Annotated in this window: 15 protein-coding genes, 1 tRNA gene and 1 pseudogene; 11 read left to right on the top strand and 6 right to left on the bottom strand. The window is 55.0% G+C overall.

Annotated features, from left to right (window positions below):
* Positions 1 to 5 precede the first annotated feature (5 nt).
* Positions 6 to 81 (top strand) — tRNA-Trp (locus AU511_RS14990).
* A 183-nt stretch (positions 82 to 264) separates the two neighbouring features.
* Here AU511_RS14990 and hdfR read toward each other — a convergent pair.
* On the bottom strand, positions 265 to 1,107 hold the full coding sequence (hdfR, locus tag AU511_RS14995) for an HTH-type transcriptional regulator HdfR (protein WP_094110168.1): 843 nt from the start codon (positions 1,105 to 1,107) through the stop codon (positions 265 to 267).
* Positions 1,108 to 1,226: 119 nt separating this feature from the next.
* Here hdfR and AU511_RS15000 point away from each other — a divergent pair, with 119 nt between their 5' ends.
* Entirely contained in the window at positions 1,227 to 1,565 is a 339-nt protein-coding gene (locus tag AU511_RS15000) for a MaoP family protein (RefSeq protein ID WP_026739265.1), read from the top strand.
* Between the two features lie 54 nt (positions 1,566 to 1,619).
* On the opposite strand, the gene AU511_RS15005 is transcribed toward AU511_RS15000, so the two are convergent.
* Positions 1,620 to 3,146, bottom strand: coding sequence for a YifB family Mg chelatase-like AAA ATPase (locus AU511_RS15005; protein ID WP_094110169.1), 1,527 nt, complete (start codon positions 3,144 to 3,146; stop codon positions 1,620 to 1,622).
* 331 nt (positions 3,147 to 3,477) lie between these two features.
* On the opposite strand from AU511_RS15005, the gene ilvL reads away from it, so the two are divergent.
* From ilvL to AU511_RS15040, 7 genes and pseudogenes are all read left to right on the top strand, one after another.
* A complete protein-coding gene (gene ilvL / locus AU511_RS15010) occupies positions 3,478 to 3,576 on the top strand; it encodes an ilv operon leader peptide (protein ID WP_071999801.1) in 99 nt (32 codons plus the stop codon).
* 141 nt (positions 3,577 to 3,717) lie between these two features.
* Complete coding sequence (gene ilvG / locus AU511_RS15015; protein ID WP_094110175.1) at positions 3,718 to 5,367, top strand: acetolactate synthase 2 catalytic subunit; 1,650 nt, start codon at positions 3,718 to 3,720, stop codon at positions 5,365 to 5,367.
* Positions 5,364 to 5,606, top strand: coding sequence for an acetolactate synthase 2 small subunit (ilvM, locus tag AU511_RS15020; RefSeq protein WP_094101284.1), 243 nt, complete (start codon positions 5,364 to 5,366; stop codon positions 5,604 to 5,606). The genes ilvG and ilvM overlap by 4 nt, the downstream gene beginning before the upstream one ends.
* Positions 5,607 to 5,643: 37 nt before the next feature.
* The gene (ilvE, locus tag AU511_RS15025) at positions 5,644 to 6,570 is read left to right on the top strand and encodes a branched-chain-amino-acid transaminase (RefSeq protein ID WP_094101283.1); all 927 of its coding nucleotides are present in this window, start codon (positions 5,644 to 5,646) and stop codon (positions 6,568 to 6,570) included.
* Positions 6,571 to 6,648: 78 nt separating this feature from the next.
* Positions 6,649 to 8,499 carry a dihydroxy-acid dehydratase gene (gene ilvD / locus AU511_RS15030; protein WP_094101282.1) on the top strand — a complete coding sequence of 617 codons (1,851 nt, stop codon included), beginning with the start codon at positions 6,649 to 6,651 and terminating at the stop codon, positions 8,497 to 8,499.
* Between the two features lie 5 nt (positions 8,500 to 8,504).
* Complete coding sequence (gene ilvA, locus AU511_RS15035) at positions 8,505 to 10,049, top strand: threonine ammonia-lyase, biosynthetic (RefSeq protein WP_094101281.1); 1,545 nt, start codon at positions 8,505 to 8,507, stop codon at positions 10,047 to 10,049.
* Positions 10,050 to 10,226: 177 nt separating this feature from the next.
* A pseudogene (locus AU511_RS15040) lies at positions 10,227 to 10,828 on the top strand (DUF2461 family protein).
* Between the two features lie 22 nt (positions 10,829 to 10,850).
* On the opposite strand, the gene ilvY reads toward AU511_RS15040, so the two are convergent.
* Positions 10,851 to 11,741 (bottom strand): HTH-type transcriptional activator IlvY, encoded by an 891-nt coding sequence (gene ilvY / locus AU511_RS15045; protein WP_094110176.1) that lies wholly within the window; start codon positions 11,739 to 11,741, stop codon positions 10,851 to 10,853.
* A 167-nt stretch (positions 11,742 to 11,908) separates the two neighbouring features.
* Here ilvY and ilvC point away from each other — a divergent pair, with 167 nt between their 5' ends.
* Positions 11,909 to 13,387, top strand: coding sequence for a ketol-acid reductoisomerase (gene ilvC / locus AU511_RS15050; protein ID WP_094110170.1), 1,479 nt, complete (start codon positions 11,909 to 11,911; stop codon positions 13,385 to 13,387).
* A gap of 138 nt (positions 13,388 to 13,525) precedes the next feature.
* Here ilvC and ppiC read toward each other — a convergent pair whose 3' ends face one another.
* Complete coding sequence (gene ppiC, locus AU511_RS15055) at positions 13,526 to 13,807, bottom strand: peptidylprolyl isomerase PpiC (protein WP_094110171.1); 282 nt, start codon at positions 13,805 to 13,807, stop codon at positions 13,526 to 13,528.
* 167 nt (positions 13,808 to 13,974) lie between these two features.
* Here ppiC and rep point away from each other — a divergent pair, with 167 nt between their 5' ends.
* The gene (gene rep / locus AU511_RS15060) at positions 13,975 to 15,999 is read left to right on the top strand and encodes a DNA helicase Rep (protein WP_094110172.1); all 2,025 of its coding nucleotides are present in this window, start codon (positions 13,975 to 13,977) and stop codon (positions 15,997 to 15,999) included.
* A gap of 143 nt (positions 16,000 to 16,142) precedes the next feature.
* Here rep and AU511_RS15065 read toward each other — a convergent pair whose 3' ends face one another.
* Complete coding sequence (locus AU511_RS15065; protein ID WP_094110173.1) at positions 16,143 to 17,954, bottom strand: glycosyl hydrolase family 28 protein; 1,812 nt, start codon at positions 17,952 to 17,954, stop codon at positions 16,143 to 16,145.
* A 175-nt stretch (positions 17,955 to 18,129) separates the two neighbouring features.
* Positions 18,130 to 19,427: guanosine-5'-triphosphate,3'-diphosphate diphosphatase (gene gppA, locus AU511_RS15070; RefSeq protein WP_094110174.1), on the bottom strand; the 1,298-nt coding region annotated here is incomplete at its 5' end.

Below are 19,427 nucleotides of genomic sequence, written 5' to 3' on the forward strand. Positions count from 1 at the left end.
TATTTAGGGGCGTAGTTCAATTGGTAGAGCACCGGTCTCCAAAACCGGGTGTTGGGAGTTCGAGTCTCTCCGCCCCTGCCAAGAAATAACCCTTCACATTATGTGAAGGGTTTTTTTTTTGTCTTTTTATATCCCATCCAATGGATGAATCACACCCTCAGGCACACTTCTCCCCTCTACTTTAAATAGAATTCTAGCTTTCTAACCCGAGCAATTAGAAAATCACGAAAAACCCATTTTTCTCACTGCATTTTGTCTTCTACATCACGGAGTAATGATGGTATCTAGCGACGAAATGGGGACTTTCAGCAATTGCCGTATCAACGCCTGCTGGTCGCTATTTTGCAGCCAAACGGCATAAAAAGAACGGCTAACCACAGGGACAGTCTCGACGACTTGAAGTTCTTCATATTGCCGTTGCCAATGGTTAGGCAAGAATGCACATCCTCTCAATGTCGATATCAATTGACGCGTTAGCTGAGCGGATGTAGTTGTCAGTGCAGGTATTTGGTCGTTCGGGAATAACCGGTTTTCCTGTTGATGAAAATCTGCGCCCCATTCGAGCTTGATATAGGGAAGATTTTCTTCTGATTGTTGCCCCTTGACCGTGAAAAGCGATAACGAAAAATTTCCTAGTAATTGGCTAGCAAGTTCTTCCATTTTCGGGGGTTCAGTCGTGATAAGGAGATCCAACTGTCTATCAAGCAACTGGTGCACCAGAGATTGGCGCAGCGCTATCCTAGCTTCCAGTTGCAGCAATGGTCGTTGCAGATAGAGTTCAGTGAGCCAAGACGTCAAATAAGCCTCCCACAGAGAAGCCGTAGCACCAATGGAAAGAAGGCTATGTTGCTGTGAACGAGCAACTTCTTTCTTCGCGATAGACCAAGTACCGATCAGGTTCTCGGCAAAAGGCAACAGTCTCTCTCCTGCTGGCGTCAGTCGGATATTATTACGGTGTCGAGTAAACAGATTAGCGCCAAGTTGGTTCTCGAGTTGACGGATACGAAAGCTGACTGCCGACTGTGTTAGATAGAGCGATTCCGCAGCACGACCGAAGTGCCTGGTTCTGCTTACTTCCAGGAAGGTTTTCAATAAGTCGGTGTCCATGCTGTTCTCCAAAAAAAATTTGTCGTGATGATTTAAATGTTTTGTTTTACAGGAAGTCAAGCCTATCTAATACTCCGCGCCATAAAGGGCACGACCATAAAGCATTAGGAGCGTGTAAAATGGCAGAAAGCTTCTCAACAACCAGTCGTTTTTTTGACAACAAATTCTATCCGCGTGGTTTTTCCCGACACGGCGACTTTACGATAAAAGAAGCCCAACTGCTGGAGCGTCACGGCCATGCATTGAACGAGCTTGATATCGGTAAACGTCAGCCGATCACGGACGAAGAAATCCAGTTTTTGGCCGTTTGTCACGGTGAACGGAAACCTGAAACGGAATTGGAAAAGATCTGGATCAAATATACGACACGCGTTCGGCGTCCCAAACGTTTCCACACTTTATCGGGTGGAAAACCTCAGATGGATACGGTTGAAGAATTCACTGAAAGTGAAGATTGATAAGATGGGGACCTAGTCCCCATCTTTTTCTTTTTGGCTAGAGACTATTTCTCTTCAAGCCAAATTTTTATGCAGTTGGATCAGTAATCTATCCATACAGCGATAGCTCAGGGCTTCTGCAAGATGTTTTCGGTTAATACTCATTTCCTTCGATAGGTCTGCAATGGTGCGCGCAACTTTCAAAATTCGATGCCATGCGCGAACTGAAAGCCCAAGCTTGCTCATAACCTCTTCGAGATATTGCGCATCTTCAGGTGTCAGATGACAGAACGTTTCAATTTCCCTGGGGCTTAAGTAGGCATTGATCTTGTCCGCGCGTTCTAATTGCCATTGTCGGGCAGCCAACACACGAGCTCGTACTGTGGCGCTATCTTCTCCTTGACTACGTTGTTTACGCAGAATTCCCGGCGGCAACAGCGGCACTTCGATAGAGATATCAAATCTATCGAGAAATGGTCCTGAGAGGCGGTTGAGATAGCGTAAAATCTGCTGCGCTGGCATGCGATTGTGAATGCCTTGATAGTGTCCTGATGGGCTCGGGTTCATCGCTGCGACCAGTTGGAATCGTGCCGGATAGCAGACCTTAGCACGGGCGCGTGAGATAATAATTTCTCCCGACTCAAGCGGTTCGCGAAGCGAATCGAGAACGCGCCGCTCAAATTCCGGCAGTTCATCCAGAAAGAGAATCCCATTATGAGCGAGGGAGATTTCTCCGGGTTTAGGCAGAGAGCCGCCGCCAACCAGAGCTGCGATTGACGATGTGTGATGAGGCGCCCGAAACGGCCTACTACGCCACTTATCCGGTCCGTTATAGCAGCTCACCAGACTATTTATCGCCGCGCTTTCCAACGCCTCTGAGTCATTGAGCGGCGGAATCAACCCTGCCAGACGACTCGCAAGCATGGTTTTCCCTGTACCAGGAGGGCCGAGAAACAGCAGATTGTGACCCCCCGCCGCGGCAATTTCCAGCGCACGTTTGGCTTGCTCTTGGCCGACGATATCCTGCAAATCAAGCTCGGAATCCGAATAATGCTGCTCAGGCGGCAACACGCGATTGCTCGGCAGCGTTACCTTGCCATGTAAAAAAGCGCATACCTGCAGCAAATGATCCGCCAGCACCGCTTCACCTTCTGGAATCAGCGCCATCTCCCGTTGATTATCTTTAGGGACGATCAACTGCCTACCCGCTTTCTGCGCTTCCAATGCTGCCGAGATAGTGCCGTTAACCCCTCGCAGAGCTCCTGAAAGACCCAATTCACCCAGAAATTCATACTCGCTAAGTTTATTGCCGGGAACCTGCTCAGACGCCGCTAAAATCGCTAAAGCGATAGGCAGATCGTAACGCCCGCCTTCTTTGGGAAGATCCGCAGGAGCCAAATTGACGGTAATGCGTTTGGCGGGAAAGATAAAACCGCAGTTAAGCAGGGCGCTGCGCACCCGATCGCGAGCTTCCTTCACTGTAGTTTCCGGCAGTCCAACCAGCGTAAGTGCAGGCAGCCCATTGCTGATGTGTACCTCGATCGAGACCTCTGGAGCCTGCATTCCGATCGTTGCCCGTGTAAAGGCTATGGCGAGTGTCATCGTGTTTCCTCCCTTTGCGGGGGATTATGACCGCCGTTTTTTGTAGCAAAAGGACGTCAGAGTGATTTTGCGAAGGGGGGCGAAGAAATATTTCGGGCGCGTTCATTCAGGTATGGATAATGTCACCGTGAGGTATTCGGCCCGCATCGACTGAAAATTAGAATCGGCTATTGAAGTCGTTTATTAAATTTAATAACTGAATAATAAGAATTTTATTTTTATTAAGACCGAAGTGATCAAATAATCACGGAAAAAAAATGTTGTCAGCCCTCGTCTGACTATGATAACTCTGTAGTCATTCGTTCGACACTGATTAATGAATAAACCGAAAATGAAAGCGTTTGCCCTCGTGATTAGCCTAGTCGTCATTAGCGTGGTGGTGATTATTAACCTACCGTGCGGGGCAGCACTTGGACGAAGAATGGCTTAAAAATCAAGGCCGAATTCAAGAAAAACCCCCGCACCAAATGGTCGGGGGTTTTTTTATGGGGTCGGAATTCGTAACAAGGGAGCAGAGAATGTCCAATAGCATAAAATCCTGCCATACCCGAAAGAAGTTGGGGAAATGACTATGAATGGAGCTCAGTGGGTGGTACAAGCGTTGCGAGCGCAGGGAGTGGATAGTGTATTTGGCTATCCTGGTGGCGCAATCATGCCAGTTTATGATGCATTGTATGACGGAGGCGTCGATCACCTGCTATGTCGCCATGAACAAGGCGCTGCGATGGCCGCTATCGGTTATGCACGAGCGACAGGCAAAGTCGGCGTGTGCATCGCCACTTCCGGACCGGGAGCAACCAATCTGATCACCGGTCTGGCGGATGCGCTGTTAGATTCTGTTCCCATAGTGGCAATCACTGGTCAGGTCGGCTCTTCACTGATTGGGACTGATGCCTTCCAGGAAATCGATGTTCTTGGCCTCTCGCTGGCGTGCACTAAACACAGTTTTCTCGTCGACTCCCTCGAATCCTTACCGGAAATCATGGCGGAAGCTTTTGCTATCGCCCAAAGTGGACGCCCGGGACCGGTACTGGTCGATATCCCCAAAGATATCCAGCTGGCTGAAGGCGGCGAATTCACCCCTTACGTTCCCTCTCCGGCAGAAACTGACAACCTGCCGACTCAGGCGCTGACCGATGCCAATACGTTGCTGGCTCATGCCAAACAGCCGATGCTGTACATCGGCGGCGGTGTGGGAATGGCGCGTGCGGTTCCCGCTTTGCGTGAGTTTTTGGATACAACGCAGATCCCCTGTGTCGTGACGTTGAAAGGGCTTGGCGTCGTGGAGACGGATTACCCTTTCTACCTTGGTATGATCGGGATGCACGGAACCAAAGCAGCGAATCTCATGGTACAGCAATGTGACTTGCTCATTGCCGTGGGCGCGCGCTTTGACGACCGTGTGACCGGTAAACTCAACACGTTTGCTCCGAATGCCAGCGTGATTCACATGGATATCGACCCGGCGGAACTGAACAAGCTTCGTCAGGCTCACGTGGCGTTGCAAGGGGATTTAAACCAGCTGTTGCCCGCACTAAAACAGCCGCTGCGTATTGACGCCTGGCGTCAGCAGGCGACGTTGATGAAAGCCGAGTTTCCGTCGCGTTACGATCATCCGGGCGAAGCCATTTATGCGCCGGCCCTGCTGAAAACGTTGTCTGAACGGATGCCGGCGAACACCGTTATCACCACGGATGTAGGGCAGCATCAGATGTGGGCGGCCCAGCATATGCAGGTTAATCGTCCTGAAAATTTCATTACGTCCAGCGGCCTCGGCACGATGGGTTTTGGGGTTCCGGCTGCCGTCGGCGCTCAGGTGGCGCGGCCTGATGATACGGTTATTTGTATCTCCGGTGACGGTTCCTTCATGATGAACATCCAGGAGCTGGGCACGATCAAACGCAAGCGCCTGCCGATGAAAATCGTGCTGTTGGATAACCAACGATTAGGCATGGTCAGGCAGTGGCAGGAGTTGTTCTTCGAAGAACGTTACAGCGAAACGACGCTCACCGATAACCCTGACTTCCTGATGCTGGCCAGCGCATTCGGCATCCCCGGCCAAAGCATTACACGTAAAGACCAGATTGATTCCGCCTTGAACGCTCTGTTGAGCAGCGACGGGCCGTACCTGTTGCATGTATCCATCGATTCGTACGAAAACGTCTGGCCGCTGGTGCCGCCCGGTGCCGGCAATGAAACTATGTTGGAGGAGAGCGAATGAAACGCCATCAGATTTCCATTCAGGCCCGCTTTCGGCCAGAAACGCTGGAGCGTGTGCTGCGCGTCGCTCGCCATCGCGGGTTTCAGGTTTCCGCCATGAATATGACGTCGCAGGACGACGGCGCACAGGTCAACATCGAACTGACCGTTGCGAGTCAGCGACCGGTCGATTTACTGTCAACGCAATTAAGCAAACTGCTGGACATCTCGCGGGTTGAGATCCAGTCACTGAGAGCATAATAGATTCGTGCCTGAGGCACCGAGAAGGAAAATAACGATGACAAAGAAAGCTGACTATATCTGGTTTAACGGCGAAATGGTTCCTTGGGCAGATGCAAAAGTTCACGTGATGTCTCACGCCTTGCACTATGGGACTTCCGTGTTCGAAGGCGTCCGCTGCTATGACTCTCACCGTGGCCCGGTCGTGTTCCGCCACCGTGAGCATATGCAGCGTCTGCATGACTCCGCCAAGATCTACCGTATGCCGTTGTCTCAGAGCGTCGACGAACTGATGGAAGCGTGTCGCGAAACGCTGCGCAAAAACAACTTATCCAGCGCTTATATCCGTCCGTTGGTGTTCGTCGGCGATGTCGGTATGGGCGTGAACCCGCCGGAGGGTTATAAAACAGATGTCATCATCGCGGCCTTCCCGTGGGGAGCTTATCTGGGCGAAGAAGCGCTGGATCAGGGGATTGATGCGATGGTGTCTTCATGGAACCGCGCGGCGGCCAATACGATCCCCACCGCGGCTAAAGCAGGCGGTAATTATCTGTCCTCTCTGCTGGTGGGTAGCGAAGCCCGTCGTCATGGCTATCAGGAAGGGATCGCGCTGGATGTTCATGGCTACGTTTCCGAAGGTGCTGGCGAAAACCTGTTCGAAGTGAAAAACGGCATCATCTTCACACCGCCGTTCACTTCTTCCGCGCTGCCGGGGATTACCCGCGACGCCATCATCACGCTGGCGAAACAAAAAGGATTCGAGGTCCGCGAACAGGTGCTGTCGCGCGAATCACTCTATCTGGCTGACGAAGTCTTCATGTCGGGTACTGCGGCGGAAATCACGCCAGTGCGCAGCGTCGACGGCATTCAGGTAGGTATCGGAAAATGTGGTCCTGTCACCAAGCAGCTGCAGCAGGCATTCTTCGGCCTGTTTACGGGTGAAACAGAAGATAAATGGGGCTGGCTGGATCCGGTTAACCGTTAATCACATCACCAACATTCTTTTCTTACCGGCAGCGCGCTTTGTTGCCGGTCATCTGTTTTAAACTGGAGTAATCAGAGTATGCCTAAGTACCGTTCAGCCACCACCACGCATGGTCGTAATATGGCTGGAGCGCGAGCCTTGTGGCGCGCCACAGGGATGACCGACGCCGATTTCGGCAAGCCTATCATTGCCGTTGTGAACTCATTCACTCAATTCGTTCCAGGACATGTCCATCTGCGCGATCTAGGCAAGTTGGTCGCGGAGCAGATCGAAGCTTCGGGCGGTGTCGCCAAAGAGTTCAATACCATTGCGGTCGATGACGGCATCGCAATGGGTCACGGCGGCATGCTCTACTCCCTGCCTTCCCGCGAATTGATTGCGGATTCCGTGGAGTACATGGTGAACGCACACTGCGCTGACGCCATGGTCTGCATTTCCAACTGTGACAAGATCACCCCGGGAATGATGATGGCGGCTTTGCGCCTCAACATTCCGGTGATTTTCGTTTCCGGCGGCCCGATGGAAGCCGGTAAAACCAAACTGTCCGACCAGCTGATCAAACTGGATCTGGTCGATGCCATGATTCAGGGCGCGAATCCGAAAGTCAGCGATGAAGACAGCCTGCAGATTGAACGTTCGGCCTGTCCGACCTGCGGCTCCTGCTCGGGTATGTTTACCGCCAACTCAATGAACTGTCTGACCGAAGCGCTGGGCCTGTCGCAGCCGGGTAACGGTTCCCTGCTGGCCACGCATGCTGACCGTAAGCAGCTGTTCCTCAACGCCGGTAAGCGCATCGTCGAGCTGACCAAACGTTACTACGAGCAGGATGACGATAGCGCGCTGCCGCGTAACATCGCCAATAAACAGGCCTTCGAAAATGCGATGACGCTGGACATCGCGATGGGCGGCTCCACCAACACGGTTCTCCATCTGTTGGCTTCTGCGCAGGAAGGCGAGGTCGACTTCACCATGGAGGATATCGATCGCCTGTCGCGCAGGGTTCCGCATCTGTGCAAAGTCGCGCCGAGCACGCAGAAATACCACATGGAAGACGTTCACCGCGCGGGCGGCGTGCTGGGTATTTTGGGCGAGCTGGATCGCGCCGGTCTGCTGCATCGTGATGTGACCAATATTCTGGGCATGTCGCTGCCGGAAACGCTGGCGGCCTACGATGTCATGCAGACTCAGGACGAAAGCGTGAAGAAAATGTATGCGGCGGGCCCGGCGGGTATTCGTACTACACAGGCTTTCTCGCAGGACTGTCGTTGGGATTCGCTGGATACCGACCGTAAGGAAGGGTGTATCCGCACCAAAGAATTCGCCTACAGTCAGGACGGTGGTCTGGCCGTACTGTACGGCAACCTGGCGGAAGACGGCTGCATCGTCAAAACGGCAGGTGTGGATAAAAACAGTCTCGTGTTTACCGGTCCGGCCAAGGTGTACGAGAGCCAGGATGATGCGGTAGAAGCCATTTTGGGCGGCAAGGTTGAAGCTGGCGATGTCGTGGTCATCCGTTACGAAGGGCCGAAAGGCGGTCCGGGGATGCAGGAAATGCTGTATCCGACCAGCTTCCTCAAGTCGATGGGACTGGGCAAGGCCTGCGCGCTGATCACCGACGGCCGTTTCTCGGGCGGTACGTCCGGTTTGTCCATCGGCCATGCTTCGCCGGAAGCTGCTAACGGCGGCCTGATCGGGCTGGTGGAAGACGGCGACACCATCGCCATCGATATTCCAAACCGGGGAATTGTACTGGATGTTGCTGAGGGCGAGCTGGCCCAGCGCCGGGAAGCGCAACTGGCGCGCGGAGACGCGGCCTGGACGCCGAAGAAACGCGATCGTCAGGTTTCATTTGCATTACGCGCCTACGCCAGTCTGGCAACCAGCGCTGACAAAGGTGCCGTCCGGGATAAAAGCAAGCTGGGAGGCTAAAGCTGATGGCAGTTTCACAACCCCTTTCCGACGCCCCTTGCGGCGCGGAGTACTTGCGGGCGGTTCTCCGCTCGCCGGTGTATGAAGTCGCGCAGGTCACGCCGCTGGAGCGGATGGATAAGCTATCTGCCCGATTGGGCAATAACATTCTGGTGAAGCGGGAAGATCGCCAGGCTGTTCACAGTTTTAAACTGCGCGGCGCCTACGCCATGATGGCCGGGCTGAGCGATGAACAGAAGTCCCATGGCGTGGTGACGGCTTCGGCCGGCAACCATGCTCAGGGTGTGGCGCTCTCCGCCAATCGTCTGGGCATTAAAGCCCTGATCGTCATGCCGGTCGCCACGGCGGATATCAAGGTAGATGCCGTACGCGGTTTCGGCGGCGAAGTGCTGTTGCATGGCGCTAACTTTGATGAGGCCAAAGCCAAAGCCATCGAACTGTCTGAACGGGATAAAATGACCTTCGTTCCGCCGTTCGACCATCCGGCCGTGATTGCCGGGCAGGGCACGTTGGCAATGGAGCTTTTGCAGCAGGATGCGCATCTCGACCGGGTTTTCGTCCCGGTCGGCGGCGGCGGCCTGGCGGCCGGCGTGGCGGTATTAATCAAACAGCTGATGCCGCAAATCCAAGTCATCGGTGTTGAAGCCGAAGACTCAGCTTGCCTGCGAGCCGCGCTGGATGCGGGCGAGCCGGTGGATTTGGCTCGCGTCGGTCTGTTTGCGGAAGGCGTGGCGGTCAAACGTATCGGCAACGAGACTTTCCGTCTGTGCCGGGAGTATCTGGATGATGTCATCACGGTCGATAGCGACGCAATCTGCGCCGCGGTCAAAGACCTGTTCGAAGACGTGCGTGCGGTGGCTGAGCCATCGGGCGCGTTGGCGCTGGCCGGGATGAAGAAATACATTCAGCAGCACAACATTCAGGGCGAGCGTCTGGCGCACGTGCTGTCCGGCGCGAACGTCAACTTCCACGGGCTACGCTACGTGTCTGAGCGCTGCGAGCTGGGCGAACAGCGGGAAGCGCTGATGGCGGTCACCATCCCTGAGCAGAAAGGCAGCTTTCTGAAGCTATGCCAGCTGCTGGGCGGTCGAGCCATCACCGAATTCAACTATCGCTACTCCAGCGACGAAGACGCCTGCATCTTCATGGGGGTACGCCTGACGCGCGGTCACGAAGAACGGCAGGAAATTCTGTCCGATCTGCAGGCGGGCGGCTATCAGGTAGTCGATCTGTCTGATGATGAAATGGCGAAACTGCACGTGCGTTACATGGTGGGCGGGCGACCGTCCAAGCCGCTGAAGGAAAAGCTCTATAGCTTCGAGTTCCCCGAATCGCCGGGCGCGTTGCTGAAATTCCTCATTACGCTCGGAACGCACTGGAATATCTCCCTGTTCCATTATCGTAGCCATGGAACCGACTACGGTCGCGTGCTGGCCGCGTTTGAACTCGCTGAGCGTGATGCCTCGTTTGAGCGCCACTTGCAGGATCTGGGTTATGAGTGTCACGAAGAAACTCAAAATCCGGCTTTTCGATTTTTTATGAAAGGCTAACGCGGCGCTAAGTTTTGCGTATCGGTATGCCCTCGCGCGCCCGCTGGATGTTTTCCGTGGGCGCGTTGTCGTTTGTGGGAAAAAGCGGGTGTCGTCGCCGGCTCCTCTCATTCTCTAGGTTGGTCATGAGCCATGACGACAGGATTCCACGGTTTTTCACAATAGGGACTCACCTTTTTGCAGCAGGTGCGTCAACACAACAGCAAAGAGTAATTCAAGGCGCATCGAGCCGTCGATGAGGTCACGCCCCTGGTTCCGTTTCGCGCGCTGGTGGAATCGCTCGGCATCACGATGTTGGACATCGATACGCTTTTTGAAACGCGGCCAATGAAAACCCTCTCGCGTATTCATCGGGAGACCCGTTTTTCTCGCGATAAATCCCGTTATCGCAGCACCATGTGCATGTGTCTGATCTTCAAGCGCAGCCGTAAAAACTGGACTGACGCCCCAGCCGACCCACGATGGCATTGTTCCGGCAGACGTTGCGTGGAGATCCGCCGCGTTTTCTCAAGATTGCAGACCGTCTGGGCGATGAATTTGTGCTGGAGGGCGAGTGCTATCGCAGGCCGCTCATTAAAGACCCACCCACGGCGCTGGCGGCTTCCCGTCAGGACATGTCCCCGTTGTTTAGCGGCGAATTGGTGGCGATGCTGGCCAGGGGTTTCGCCAGGCTGGAGCCGTTATACCGCTGTCTGATGGATATTGAGGGGATGAAACGGGCCGAGCAGGCAGGCGCTTTCGGTGCCTTGGCCGACCGGTCTCTCCCGCCGCAATGTTAATTCCTCCGCAGTATCGATCGCGCTATTGCGTCTCCTGCAGCGTCTCCCAGAAGGCGGCAATCAGCGGTTCGCTCAGGCGCTTTTTCTGCATACAGATCCCGAGCGGGATAGGCTCAAGAATTTGCTCCTGCAAGACGAACACACGCTTACGCACGGGTTCAGGGCTATTTTCCAGCACGACGTCGGGGACCAGCGCCACGCCACAACCCACCGCGACCATCGATACCATGGCTTCATGTCCGGCGACGGTCGCATAGATGAGCGGATTGGCGATCTTTTGATGGCGGAACCAACGTTCAGTGAGTTTTCTGACCGGTCCGTATTGCGGCAAAATGAAGGGGACCTGAGCCCAGTTAGGGTGAGGATCCTGCATTTGCACCTGGACAGGACAGGGCATTGTCGGGATGACCAGGGCGATGCGAATGTTGCCGATAGGGATGAAAACCATGCTGGGCGGCAGTGTCTCGGGATGGCCGGCGATGCTCAGATCGGCGATGTTAGAGCGAACCTTGTCCACGGCGTCGGCGGCATCGCCCGTTGTCAGCTTGATTTCCACCAGCGGGTGGCGAGCGCGGAAGCGATCCAGAATTGTGGGCAAATGACTATAGGCACCCGTCACAGAGCAAAATACCCGTAGTTCGCCGCTGAGAGATTGGCCATGCTGCGACATCGCCAGCTGCATCTGCTGGTACTGCAACAGGGTTTGCTGGGCGAAAATTTTCAGATGCTCGCCGGCCTCGGTCAGTCGCACCGTGCGGTTATCCCGCAGAAACAGCGCCTGCCCGATGTCTTCCTCCATGCGCTGTATCTGGCGCGACAGGGTCGACGGGCTGATATGCATAGCCTTGGCGGTGTGACCAAAATGGTGACTTTCCACCAGGTGCAGGAATAATTTGAGATCTCGTAAATCCATCGGATGCAGGCCCTGTTTTTCATGTTGCATATTATGCAATGCGACGTTGTTAATATATCAATTTAAGCAATGCAATTCCTGTCATATGATGTGTCTATTCCGGGGCCGCCGAGGCGGCAACCCAAAGAAACAACGGCAACCAACACATCATTATGGAGCATCTCCACATGGCTAACTACTTTGATACCTTGAACCTGCGTCAGAAGCTGGCGCAATTGGGTAAATGTCGCTTTATGAACCGCGACGAATTTGCTGATGAAGCTAACTACCTCAAGGGCAAAAAAGTCGTGATTGTGGGATGTGGCGCTCAGGGGCTAAACCAGGGGCTGAACATGCGCGATTCCGGCCTGGATATCGCTTACGCCCTGCGAAAAGAAGCTATCGCCGAGAAGCGTGCTTCATGGCGCAAAGCGACCGAAAACGGTTTTACCGTCGGGACTTATGAAGACCTGATCCCGCAGGCGGACCTGGTGGTCAACCTCACGCCGGACAAACAGCACTCCTCCGTGGTACAGGCCGTACAGCCGCTGATGAAACAGGGCGCTGCGCTGGGTTACTCTCACGGTTTCAACATCGTGGAAGTCGGCGAGCAAGTGCGTAAAGACATCACCGTCGTGATGGTTGCGCCGAAATGCCCGGGTACGGAAGTGCGTGAAGAGTACAAACGTGGTTTCGGCGTGCCGACCCTGATCGCGGTTCACCCGGAAAACGATCCGAAAGGCGAAGGTATGGCGATTGCCAAAGCCTGGGCCGCGGCGACCGGTGGTCATCGCGCGGGCGTTTTGGAGTCTTCTTTCGTGGCCGAAGTTAAATCTGACCTGATGGGCGAACAGACTATCCTGTGCGGCATGCTGCAGGCGGGTTCTCTGCTGAGCTTCGATAAACTGGTCGCTGATGGCGTTGAACCGGCTTATGCCGAAAAACTGATTCAGTACGGTTGGGAAACCATCACCGAAGCGCTGAAACAGGGCGGTATCTCCCTGATGATGGATCGCCTTTCTAACCCGGCGAAACTGCGTGCTTACGCGCTGTCTGAACAGCTGAAAACTCTGATGGCGCCGCTGTTCCAGAAGCATATGGACGACATCATCTCCGGCGCGTTTTCCCGTGGCATGATGGAAGATTGGGCCAACGGCGACGTGAAGCTGCTGACCTGGCGTGAAGAGACCGGCAAAACCGCGTTCGAAAACGCACCGCAGTTCGAAGGCAAGATCGGCGAGCAGGAATACTTCGACAACGGCGTGCTGATGATCGCCATGGTGAAAGCCGGGGTTGAGCTGGCGTTCGAAACTATGGTGAGCTCCGGTATCATCGAAGAGTCCGCTTACTACGAATCTCTGCACGAACTGCCGCTGATCGCGAACACCATCGCCCGTAAGCGTCTGTACGAAATGAACGTGGTGATCTCCGACACCGCTGAATACGGTAACTACCTGTTCGCCAACGCCGCGGTGCCGCTGCTGAAAGAGATGTTTATGAGCAGCCTGCAGCCGGGCGATATCGGTAAAGCGGTTGCCGCGACCGCGGTTGATAACGCACAGCTGCGTGACGTCAATGAAGCCATCCGCAACCATCCCATCGAAGTCGTCGGTAAGAAACTGCGTGGCTACATGACCGACATGAAACGTATTGCGGTTGCAGGATAATCCTGCACGTCGATAAGACGTTATCCCCGTAATAACAAAGGGCGCAACGAAAGTTGCGCCCTTTTTGATCGCTCGATATTCACGAAGGAAGAAGGGCGAAAGCGGCAAAGAGATCGCCCGCCGTTCCGGTTCACGAGATCAACGGCGATAGAGCACTTTGATGATGTGGTAGCCGAACTGGGTTTTGACCGGTCCGCAGGGCTTGAGCAGTTCGCAGGAGAAAACGGCTTTATCAAACGTCGGCACCATATCGCCCTGGCGAAATTCGCCCAAGTCGCCGCCGTTGCGTTTTGAAGGACAGGTGGAAAACTTCTTGGCCAACTGCTGGAAGTCTGCGCCTTGTTCCAGCTGACCCAGGATGTCGTTGGCCTGCTGTTCCGTATCGACCAGAATGTGCAGCGCCGAAGCTGTTTTTGCCATGGAATATACCTTTTTAATCGGGGGGGGGGGGGTTGCTGACAGGCACTGTAACCCGCGTGCAATACCAATAGCAATGCGCGGCGTCTCGTCGGCGACCACTTCCGGCGATCCTCCCCCGCGACTTTTGCTACAATCGCCTTCCGTTTGAACAAAGAGCAAGATGTCCCATGCGCTTAAACCCCAGCCAACAACACGCCGTTGAGTTCGTTACCGGTCCCTGCCTGGTCTTGGCCGGCGCCGGTTCCGGTAAAACGCGCGTCATCACGCAGAAGATAGCCCATCTAATACGGGAGTGCGGCTATCAGGCGCGCAATATTGCGGCGGTCACCTTTACCAACAAGGCGGCCCGCGAGATGAAGGAGCGTGTTGCGCAGACGCTGGGGCGAAAGGAGAGTCGCGGTCTGATGATTGCGACCTTCCATACGCTAGGGCTGGAGATCATCAAGCGCGAATATGCCGCGCTGGAAATGAAATCCAATTTCTCCCTGTTCGACGATCAGGACCAGCTGGCGTTGCTCAAAGAGCTGACGGAAACCTGGTTGCAGAATGACAAAGAGCTGCTGCAACAGTTGATCTCAACGATCTCCAACTGGAAAAACGATCTGATCGAACCGCCTCAGGCCGCCGCGCTGGCGCGATCGGAACGAGATCGTCTGTTCGCGCACTGTTATCAGCTCTACAGTGAGCACCTGCGCGCCTGCAACGTATTGGACTTTGACGATCTCATCCTGCTGCCTACCCTGTTATTCCGGCGTAACGAACAGGCCCGCGAACGCTGGCAGCACCGCCTTCGCTACCTGCTGGTGGACGAGTATCAGGATACGAACACCAGTCAGTACGAGCTGGTCAAACAGTTGGTGGGCAGCCGCGCACGCTTTACCGTGGTCGGCGATGACGACCAGTCGATTTACTCCTGGCGCGGCGCGCGTCCGCAAAACCTGGAGCTGTTGCAGCATGATTTCCCTGCGTTGCAGGTGATCAAACTGGAGCAGAATTACCGTTCGTCCGGACGCATTCTGAAAGCCGCCAATATCCTGATCGCCAACAACCCGCACGTCTTCGAGAAACGACTCTACTCAGAGCTGGCGTACGGCAACGAGCTGAAAATCATTACCGCCAATAACGAGGATCATGAAGCCGAACGCGTGGTCGGCGAGTTGATTGCGCATCACTTCATCAATAAGACGCAGTACCGCGATTACGCCATTCTCTATCGCGGCAATCATCAGTCGCGGCTGTTCGAAAAAGTGCTGATGCAAAACCGCATTCCTTACAAAATTTCCGGCGGTAGCTCGTTCTTCTCTCGCCCGGAAATCAAGGATCTGTTGGCGTACCTGCGCGTGTTGACCAACGCAGACGACGACAGCGCCTTTTTACGTATCGTGAATACGCCAAAGCGTGAAATCGGCCCGGCCACGCTGAAGAAGCTGGGGGAATGGGCGAATCAGCGCAACCGCAGCCTGTTTAACGCCAGCTTTGATGTCGGGCTTTCTCAGGTGCTGACCGGCCGCGGTCTCGAATCGCTCCAGCGTTTCACGCAGTGGCTGGCTGAGATCGCTCGCCTAACGGAGCGGGAGCCTGTGGCGGCGGTGCGCGATCTCATTCACGGGTTGGATTACGAAAGTTGGCTGTATGAAACCTCCCCCAGCCAGAAAGCGGCGGAAATGCGCATGAAAAACGTCAACCAGCTGTTTACCTGGATGACGGAAATGCTGGAGGGAAGCGATTTGGACGAGCCGATGACGCTGACGCAGGTCGTCACGCGGTTCACGTTGCGAGACATGATGGAACGCAATGAAAGCGAGGAAGATCTCGATCAGGTGCAGCTCATGACGCTGCACGCGTCCAAAGGGCTGGAGTTCCCGAATGTCTATCTGGTAGGGATGGAAGAAGGATTGCTGCCGCATCAGACCAGTATCGATGAAGACAACGTCGATGAAGAGCGGCGATTGGCCTATGTCGGTATCACGCGAGCGCAAAAAGAGCTGACCTTCACGATGTGCCGGGAGCGCCGTCAGTATGGCGAACTGATACGCCCGGAGCCGAGCCGTTTTCTGTTGGAATTGCCGCAGGATGACGTCCAGTGGGAGACGGTAAGAAAAGTCGTGAGCGCGCAGGAGCGGATGCAAAAGGGGCAAGGGCATCTGGCGAATATTCGTGAGCAGCTGGCGAAGGCCAGAGAGAAAAAGTAGTCAGGCTGTTACGGCGCCGGAGAAGCCGAACGCCGGGGGACCGATGTTGACGGGGATCGCGAGCCGGTTTCCTCATGTGTGCGTGGTGCTGAAATGAAAACGCCAGGCGGGTTGACTCGCCTGACGGGAAGCAGATTGCGCCATTACTGGGTTTGCGTTTTGCCTTCAATGGTCACGTTTTTCACCGTGCCGATTTTCCACGGTGTTGTCCCGTTAAGCAGATTCGTAAAGGCCACATGGCTGAACGTGCTGTCTTGCATATCGTTTATGGAGGCCGGAGGGACGCTGTCCAGTTTCAAGTTGCTGAAATTCAGCTGACTGTGCCAAATTCCCTTCGCATTGTCGCCCACAACCTCAATCGACGGATAGGCGCCGGACGTGCCCTGTACGGTGACGTTGCTGACCGCAAAATCGTAGAAGCGGGCGGGCGTTTTAGCTGCCGGGTAATCCACGGTCGCGTTCGAGTCCGAATAGCTGAGCGTGACGACTACCGCCTGTTTAACGATGTTCTTCATCGCATTGTTACGAAAGACCACCCCATGTGCGCCCCCGCCGATATCCGGCGCGCTTTTGGCGCGCAAGCCGACGTCGGTTTTCTGCATCACGTTGTTCTCCGCCACAATATCTTGTATCCAGGCTCCGGTATGGCTGCCGGTCACTATCGCGCCATGCCCCATACGGAAATAGTTGTTGAACAGCCATGCGCCTTTCATCGGCTCTTGCTGGTTGGCGTTTTCGCCGGTGCCGGCCGCGAAGTTGATGCAGTCATCGCCGGTGTCGAAGACGTTGTTGAACGCCATCACGTTCTGGCTGTTACCAAATTCCACACCATCGGCGTTGTTGGCGTCATAGGTCTGGTGCGTCAGGCCATTCACCACCGCGTTGTGGTTTTCCAACAGCATAATGCCGTGGAACGCGGGGTTCCTGACGGTGATGTCCGCGAGGTAGACGTTTTCCACACCGCGTAGCGTCATCAGGCTGGAGCGCCCCTGGCCGTAGGCCAGTTTTGCGTCAATGCCATTGTTGACCAGCTTATCCACCTGATTCTTGGCTAAAATGCCATCCTGGCTCACTTTGCTGCTGTTGCTGGCCACGTACTGCGGCAGCGTCGTGTTGGCTTCATCCGTCACCGAGGCGGTGCTCGCACGCTTCCAGCCATTGCCATCGATAACGCCCTGACCCACGATGCGGATATTCTTGAACGTTCCCGGCGTACTGCTGTTCTGGTCAATCGCATTGATTAACGAAGCCGGGCGGGTGAAGGTGGAGTAAGGGTATAGCTTATAGCCGTCAGGATAATCGCTGGGGTTGTCCGACCCCAGCAGCGTCGCCCCTTTAACTAGGTTAAGCGTCATATTGCTTTTCAGCCATAACGCGCCAGTTTTGAATACGCCCGCAGGAATGTCTACCCGACAGCCCGGTTTGCATGCATCAATGGCTTTCTGGATAGCGGCCGTATTCAGCGTCACGCCATCGCCTTTTGCGCCGTAGCGGGTGATGTTCAACACTTGAGGCGTGCTGTCGGTCTTTGCGGTAACGGGGTTGCTGTCACTGGATACGGTGCCGTCGGCATAAACGACTCGAACGGTAAACTGATACTCGGTATTGGCCTTCAGGTTATCGATTCGCGCGTTATGTACCACGATCCGATGCTGGAAGCTGGCGGTGTCATTCTCGTAAAACGTCGATAGATAGCGCCCGGTGGGGGCGTTGGACGCATTCATCTTGCTCGCCAGACCGATCAGCTGTCCGCCCTGATAAATCTGATAGTCGACGATGTTGGATGTGTCTTCCGGCGCGTCCCACACCAATACGACGCTATGATCGTCGTAGGCGAGCGTGGGTACGCGTAGCTGTTGGGGAAGGTTATCGCCAGCAGACGATGCACAGGTAAATAATAGCAATGCGGCGGCCGCGCTAAGGGAATAGCGGCCGGGCAGGGTGAATCCTTTCATCCTTAATCCTTCATTCATTTTTGAACATTAGATGTATGCCGTAATGACGAATTGTGAGGAAACCGTGCGTTACGGCGGCGATACGTCCTGTATCGATTCAGGGCTGCAAAAACATCGCAGATTTTGGGGCGCGAGGGAAGGTAAGGGCAACAAAATGTTACCCTTTACTGACTGATCAGGCAGGGCTTTCTTCAATAATGAGCGGCCAGTGGACATAGCTTTGCCAGCGACTCTCCTGCTCCAGCATTTCGGCCCGCAGCGGATATTGGGATAGCCATCCGGCAGGTAAAATGACCTGCAGCGTTTCGCCTTCTGCGCGTAGTCTGACGGCCGGCAGCGTATCGTCCCGGCGGCGACTCGCGAAAATAATCGCCAGTCGCAGCAGGCGACATAAATGCTGTGCCTGACTGACCGGCAGTGCATTTTGCTGCGTCAGCGGAATAGGTTCGAGCGTATTGCACTGATTGTGGAGCAGAGTGGCCAGCAGTTTTTTCTGAGCGGGTGTAAAACCTGGAAGATCGCTATTGCGGATGAGATAGGCGGCGTGATGGGAAGCCTGACGGAAGTCGATGCTGAGCCCGATCTCGTGAATCAGACTCGCGCTGCGCAGAAGCTCCCGACATCGATCGTCCAGTTGCCAGTCCTGGACCAGCTGCTGTGCGAAATTGTCCGCCAGCGCGCTGACGCGCCGCGCCTGCCCGGCATCGAGAAGATAGCGCTGTTGCAGATTATGCAAGGTGCGGGAGCGGATATCCTGCCCGATGGGCAAATGCAGCATGCCATACACCAGTCCTTCGCGGAGCGCGCCGCCAGCCAACGTCATGGTTTGGATGCCCAGTTCTTGGAAGATCGCCAACAGGATAGACAGACCGCTTGGGAATACCAGCGCTCGTTCTAGCGTCAATCCGTCGATTTCGAGTTCTTCCAGCTTGCCGCATTGAATCGCGCGTTGCTTGAGTTGTTGCAGCTTGGCAACCGTGATGTACTCATCCATCCCCTGTGCGACCATGATCTCCTGCAGCGCCTGCACGGTGCCGGAGGCCCCGACGCAGATCTGCCAACCTTGCGCCAGCAGGCTCTCTTTTACCGTACGCACCATTTCACGCGCCGCTGCTTCAGCGCGGGCAAAATTGTCTTCGCCCAGATTGCGATCCGCGAAGTAGCGTTCCAACCAGGTTACGCAGCCCATCGGCAGGCTGAACAACTGTTTGGTTTGCGCGCCGGTGCCCGTCGCCAGTTCGGTACTGCCGCCGCCGATATCGACGACCAGCCTTTGTTCAGGACCGCCCGTCGTGTGGGCGACGCCCTGATAAATAAGTCGAGCTTCTTCTTCTCCGCTGATCACCTGCACCGGCACGCCTAAAATGCGTTTAGCCTCGTCCAGAAACGCGTCGGCGTTGGCGGCGAGCCTGAGGGTCGCCGTTGCGACGACGCGAACCTGATCCTGCGGAATATCCTGCAGGTGTTCCGAGA

It is taken from the genome of Lonsdalea iberica (genome assembly GCF_002111585.1).
Lineage (GTDB): Bacteria > Pseudomonadota > Gammaproteobacteria > Enterobacterales > Enterobacteriaceae > Lonsdalea > Lonsdalea iberica.

What these genes read in the sequence shown, in the direction of transcription:
- hdfR (WP_094110168.1), bottom strand. Translation starts at nt 1,107, where the DNA reads ATGGACACCGACTTATTGAAAACCTTCCTGGAAGTAAGCAGAACCAGG.
- AU511_RS15000 (WP_026739265.1), top strand. Translation starts at nt 1,227, where the DNA reads ATGGCAGAAAGCTTCTCAACAACCAGTCGTTTTTTTGACAACAAATTC.
- AU511_RS15005 (WP_094110169.1), bottom strand. Translation starts at nt 3,146, where the DNA reads ATGACACTCGCCATAGCCTTTACACGGGCAACGATCGGAATGCAGGCT.
- ilvL (WP_071999801.1), top strand. Translation starts at nt 3,478, where the DNA reads ATGAAAGCGTTTGCCCTCGTGATTAGCCTAGTCGTCATTAGCGTGGTG.
- ilvG (WP_094110175.1), top strand. Translation starts at nt 3,718, where the DNA reads ATGAATGGAGCTCAGTGGGTGGTACAAGCGTTGCGAGCGCAGGGAGTG.
- ilvM (WP_094101284.1), top strand. Translation starts at nt 5,364, where the DNA reads ATGAAACGCCATCAGATTTCCATTCAGGCCCGCTTTCGGCCAGAAACG.
- ilvE (WP_094101283.1), top strand. Translation starts at nt 5,644, where the DNA reads ATGACAAAGAAAGCTGACTATATCTGGTTTAACGGCGAAATGGTTCCT.
- ilvD (WP_094101282.1), top strand. Translation starts at nt 6,649, where the DNA reads ATGCCTAAGTACCGTTCAGCCACCACCACGCATGGTCGTAATATGGCT.
- ilvA (WP_094101281.1), top strand. Translation starts at nt 8,505, where the DNA reads ATGGCAGTTTCACAACCCCTTTCCGACGCCCCTTGCGGCGCGGAGTAC.
- ilvY (WP_094110176.1), bottom strand. Translation starts at nt 11,741, where the DNA reads ATGGATTTACGAGATCTCAAATTATTCCTGCACCTGGTGGAAAGTCAC.
- ilvC (WP_094110170.1), top strand. Translation starts at nt 11,909, where the DNA reads ATGGCTAACTACTTTGATACCTTGAACCTGCGTCAGAAGCTGGCGCAA.
- ppiC (WP_094110171.1), bottom strand. Translation starts at nt 13,807, where the DNA reads ATGGCAAAAACAGCTTCGGCGCTGCACATTCTGGTCGATACGGAACAG.
- rep (WP_094110172.1), top strand. Translation starts at nt 13,975, where the DNA reads ATGCGCTTAAACCCCAGCCAACAACACGCCGTTGAGTTCGTTACCGGT.
- AU511_RS15065 (WP_094110173.1), bottom strand. Translation starts at nt 17,954, where the DNA reads ATGAAAGGATTCACCCTGCCCGGCCGCTATTCCCTTAGCGCGGCCGCC.